Annotated in this window: 2 protein-coding genes; both read right to left on the bottom strand. The window is 75.4% G+C overall.

Annotated features, from left to right (window positions below; genetic code table 11):
- Positions 1-4,504 (bottom strand): SDR family NAD(P)-dependent oxidoreductase (locus tag ACFV4F_RS42175; protein WP_380511114.1); only part of this gene is annotated, 4,504 nt, incomplete at its 3' end.
- A 12-nt stretch (positions 4,505-4,516) separates the two neighbouring features.
- A partial coding sequence (locus ACFV4F_RS42180; protein ID WP_380511117.1) for a beta-ketoacyl reductase occupies positions 4,517-5,197 on the bottom strand: 681 nt, incomplete at its 5' end.

The raw sequence follows: 5,197 nt of genomic DNA on the forward strand, positions 1-5,197 counted from the left end.
GGCCGAGGGAGTGGCGGTGGCGGGCGAGTGCGTCCAGGAACGCGTTGGCGGCCGCGTAGTTGCCCTGGCCGGGGTTGCCGAGCGTTCCCGCCGCCGAGGAGAACAGGACGAAGGCCTCGACGCCCTCGGCGGCCCGGTGGAGGTTCCACGCGGCGTCCGCCTTCGGGCGCAGGACGGCGCCGATGCGCTCGGGCGTGAGCGAGCCGATCGTCCCGTCGTCCAGGACGCCGGCGGTGTGCACCACCGCGCGGACGTCGTGGCGGGCGAACAGGCCGGTGACGGCGGGCCCGTCGGCGACGTCGCAGGCCTCGACGGCCGTCTCGGCGCCGAGGTCGGCCAGTTCGGCGACCAGTTCGGCGACGCCGTCGGCGGCGGCGCCGCTGCGGCTGACGAGGAGCAGGCTGCGCACGCCGTGCTCGGCGACCAGGTGCCGGGCCACCAGGCGGCCCAGGCCGCCGGTGCCACCGGTGATCAGCACCGCGCCCTCGGTGGGCCAGCTCGGGGCCTCGGCCGCGAGCTCCGCCCGTGCGAGGCGGGCGGCGGACAACTCGCCGTCGCGCAGCAGGAGTTGCGGTTCGTCGACGGCGAGGGCGGCGGGCAGGAGCCGCGTCTCGGCGGTGGCCAGGTCGAGCAGGCCGAACCGGCCGGGCTCCTCCGAGGCCGCCGAGCGGACGAGGCCCCAGGCCGCCGCACCGGCGAGGTCGGTGCCGGACACCGCGCCCCGCGTGACGAACACCAGCCGCGAGGCGGCGAACGCGTCCTGCGCGAGCCACGTCTGGACCAGCTCCAGGACGGCGGTCACCGTGAGGTGCACCGACTCGGCTCCGCCGGAGGGGAGTTCGGCCAGGACCACCGGCGGCACGTCGGACGTCGCGGCGAGTTCGGTCAGCGCCTGCGCGGTCGGCTCGACGGCTACGAACGCCACGTCCGCGTCGGCGGGCATCTGCACCGGCACCCAGTCGAGGCGGAACAGCGCGTCGTGGCCCGCCGGGCGGGCCGCCGCGCCGAGCTGTTCGGCGGCGATCGGCCGGACGGTGAGCGAGCCGACCGACGCCACCGGGCGGCCTTCCGTGTCGGCCGCGGCGAGCGCCAGCCCACCGGACGCCGACGGCGTCAGCCGGACGCGGAGTGCGGACGCCCCGGAGGCGTGCAGCGCGACGTCCTCCCACGCGAACGGCACCCCGGCGCCGCCTTGCCCGGCACCGCTCTCCCCACGACCGGCGCCCACGGCGAGCGTGTGCAGGCAGGCGTCGAAGAGGGCCGGGTGCAGGCCGTAGGCACCGCCCTCGACGCCCTCGGGCAGGGCGACGTCCGCGAAGAGCTCGTCGCCCCGGCGCCAGACCGTCCGGAGGCCCTGGAACGCGGGGCCGTACCCGAACCCGGCCTCCGCCAGGCCGTCGTAGAGGCCGGTCAGGTCGACCTGCTCGGCGTCGGCCGGCGGCCACACCGAGGCGTCGAACGCCGCCGGTGCCGCGCCTGTCCCGAGCACGCCGCTGGCGTGCAGGGTCCACGGGTGCAGGCCGCCCGAGCCGGGCCGCGAGTGCACGCTCACGGACCGGCGGCCCGCGTCGTCGGGCGCGCCGACGGCCACCTGGAGCTGAACGGCTCCCGTCCCCGGGAGGACCAGCGGCGCGGCGAGCGTCAGGTCCTCGACGACGTCGCAGCCGACCTCGTCACCGGCGCGCACGGCCAGCTCGACCAGGGCCGTGCCCGGCACCAGGACCGAGCCCATGACGACGTGGTCCGCCGCCCACGGGTGGGAGCGCGCCGACAGGCGACCGGTGAACAGGAGGCCGTCGCTGTCCGCCAGCTCCAGCGAGCCGGTGAGCAACGGGTGTTCGGCGTTCCTGAGCCCGGCGGACTCGGCGCCGCGGCCGGCGGGCAGGCCGCTCGGCCAGTAGTCGCGGTGCTCGAACGGGTAGGTCGGGAGCTCGGCGAGGTGGCGGCCGGCTCCGGCGAGCAGCGCGCGCCACTCGACCTTCGCGCCGTGGACGTGCAGGCTCGCGAGGGCCTGGACGAGGTTCGCCTCCTCGGGGCGGTCCTTGCGGAGCGCGGGGGTGGCCATAGTGTCGGCGTCCTCGGGCAGCGCGCCCGCCGTGAGGGCGGTGAGGACGGCGGCGGGGCCGAGTTCGAGGTAGCGGGTGACGCCGGCCCCGTGGAGGGTCCGGATGCCGTCGGCGAAGCGGACGGCCTCACGGACGTGGCGCACCCAGTACTCGGGCTCCTGGAGGCCTTCGGCCAGTCCGCCGGTCAGGTTGGACACGACCGGGATCGAAGGAGCGTTGTACGTCAGCCCGTTGAGGACTTCGCGGAAGTCCTCCAGCATCGGGTCCATCAACGGGGAGTGGAAGGCGTGGGACACGCGCAGGCGCGTGGTCCGGCGGTCGGCGAAGTGCTCCTCGATTGCCGCGACGGCGTCCTCCGCTCCCGAGACGACTATCGAGCGCGGGCCGTTGACGGCGGCGATCGACACCACGTCGCCCAGCAGTGGCAGGACTTCGTCCTCCGTCGCCTGTACGGCGAGCATCGCGCCACCGGCCGGCAGCGCCTGCATCAGACGGCCGCGTGCGGTGACCAGAGCGCAGGCGTCGGCCAGGCTGAACACCCCGGCCACGTGCGCTGCAGCCACCTCACCGATCGAGTGCCCGGCCAAGAACTCCGCACGCAGGCCAAGGGATTCGACGAGACGATAGAGCGCCACCTCGACGGCGAACAGCCCGGCCTGGGCGTACTCCGTCCGGTTCAGCAGCTCCGCATCCGACCCCCACACCACCTCGCGCAAGGCCGGATCCAGCGCCTCGCACACGTCGTCGAAGGCCCGGGCGAACACCGGGAAGCGCTCGTACAACTCCCGCCCCATGCCCAGCCGTTGCGAGCCCTGTCCGGAGAACAGGAACGCGCTCTTGCCGTCGCCCGCGGCCCCTCGGGCCACCTCCACGCCGTCGACGAGCACCGTGCGGTGCGGCAGCGCCGACCGCCCGGCCAGCGTGAACGCCACGTCCGCGGAGGGAAGTTCCTCGGCGTCCGTGAGCCGCGCGAGCTGTGCGTCCAGCGCCGCCTCCGACTTGGCGGACACCACCCACGGCACGAGACCGGGTGCGGCCCCCTTGTCCGGCTCCGCCGACTCGGGCAGTTCCAGGATCACGTGGGCGTTGGTGCCGCTGATCCCGAAGGACGACACGCCCGCCCGGCGCGGGTGGCCGGTGGCCGGCCAGTCGGTGCGCTCGGTGAGAAGCTCGACGGCGCCGGCCGTCCAGTCCACGTGCGAGGAGGGCGCGTCCACGTGCAGCGTGCGCGGCAGCACACCGTTCTGCATCGCGAGCACCATCTTGATCACGCCGGCGACACCGGCCGCGGCCTGGGAGTGGCCGATGTTCGACTTGATCGAGCCGAGCAGCAGCGGGACTTCGCGGTCCTGACCGTAGGTGGCCAGGAGCGCCTGGGCCTCGATCGGGTCACCGAGTGTCGTACCCGTGCCGTGCGCCTCGACGGCGTCCACGTCACCGAACGTCAGCCCGGCGCCGGCCAGCGCCTGCCGGATCACGCGCTGCTGCGACGGACCGTTGGGAGCGGTGAGGCCGTTGGACGCACCGTCCTGGTTGACGGCGCTCCCCCGCAGCACCGCGAGGACGCGGTGCCCGTTGCGGCGGGCGTCCGACAGGCGCTCCAGCACCACCATGCCGATGCCCTCGCCCCAGCCCACGCCGTCCGCCGCCTCGGCGAAGGCCTTGCTGCGGCCGTCGGCGGCGAGGCCGCGCTGCCGGGAGAACTCGACGAACGTCGCCGGGGTGGACATCACCGTCACGCCGCCGGCCAGGGCCAGTGTGCACTCGCCGCTGCGCAGGGCCTGCGCGGCCAGGTGCATCGCGACGAGGGACGACGAGCAGGCGGTGTCGACCGTCACCGCCGGGCCCTCCAGGCCGAGGGTGTAGGAGAGCCGGCCGGAGAGCGCCGAGGCGGCGATGCCGGTGCCGATGTCGCCGGTGGCGTCGGCCAGGGAGCGCACCAGCAGGTACGCGTAGTCCTGGCCGTTGGTGCCGAGGAAGACGCCGGTGCGGCTGCCGCGCAGGCCCGCCGGGTCGAGGCCGGCCCGCTCGAACGCCTCCCACGAGGTCTCCAGCAGCAGGCGCTGCTGGGGGTCAGTGGAGACGGCCTCGCGCGGCGAGATGCCGAAGAAGTCGGCGTCGAAGCCGGACACCGAGTCGAGGAAGCCGCCGCGCCGTGAGACGCGGGTGCCGCGCTCGTCGACGCCGGCGTCCGCCAGCGCGCCGAGGTCCCAGCCGCGGTCCTCCGGATAGCCGCCGGTGGCGTCGGTGCCGCCCGCCACGAGGTCCCAGAGGTCCTCGGGCGAGGCGACGCCGCCGGGGTAGCGGCAGCCCATGCCGATGACGGCGACGGGCTCGGCGGCCGCGTCCAGGAGCTGCCGGTTCTGCTTGCGCAGCCGTTCGGTCTCCTTCATCGAGGACCGGAGAGCGGCGACTACCTTGTCGTGGGGCGTGGTCATGGGTGCTCTCCGTCAGTCCTGGGCGTGGTCGGGGTCGTTGCGCAGGGCGGCCTGCACCAGGTCGTCGAGGTCCATGGCGTCGATGGCGTCGGCCTCCTCGGCCTCCTGGGCGTCCTGGGCGGGCGCGCCGTCGGCGAGCCTCAGCAGCGCGTCCAGGACGCCGCTGCGCCGCAGGCGGTCCAGCGGGACGGACTCGACGAGCGCCCGCAGGCGGTCTCGCTCGGGGTCCCCCGGCTCCACGGCGTCCCCGTCACCGGCCAGCAGGCCGAGCAGGTGCGCGGCGAGCTCGGTCGGGCTCGGGTGGTCGAAGACCAGCGTCGGGGACAGGTCGAGGCCGGTCGCGGCGCCGAGCCGGTTGCGCAGCTCGATCGCGCCGAGCGAGTCGAACCCGAGGTCGCGGAAGGCCTTCTCGGGGCCGACGGCCTCGATGCCGGGCAGTCCGAGCACCTCGGCCGCGCGTCCGCGCACCAGCCCGAGGAGGGCGGCGGAGCGGCGGGCCGGGCTGAGCGCGGCCAGTTCGGCGCGCAGCTCGCGGCCGTTCCCGTTGTCCTCGCCGGAGCCGCCAGGGCCCTGCACGTCGGCGTAGCCGGGGAGTTCGGCGAGCAGCCGGCTCGGGCGGACGGCGGTGAAGGCGCGGACGAAGCGCTCCGGGTCGACGTCGGCGACCAGGGTGGTCGGCGCGGTGTCGAGGAC

The sequence above is a fragment of the Kitasatospora sp. NPDC059722 genome (genome assembly GCF_042733235.1).
Classification (GTDB): Bacteria; Actinomycetota; Actinomycetes; order Streptomycetales; family Streptomycetaceae; genus Kitasatospora.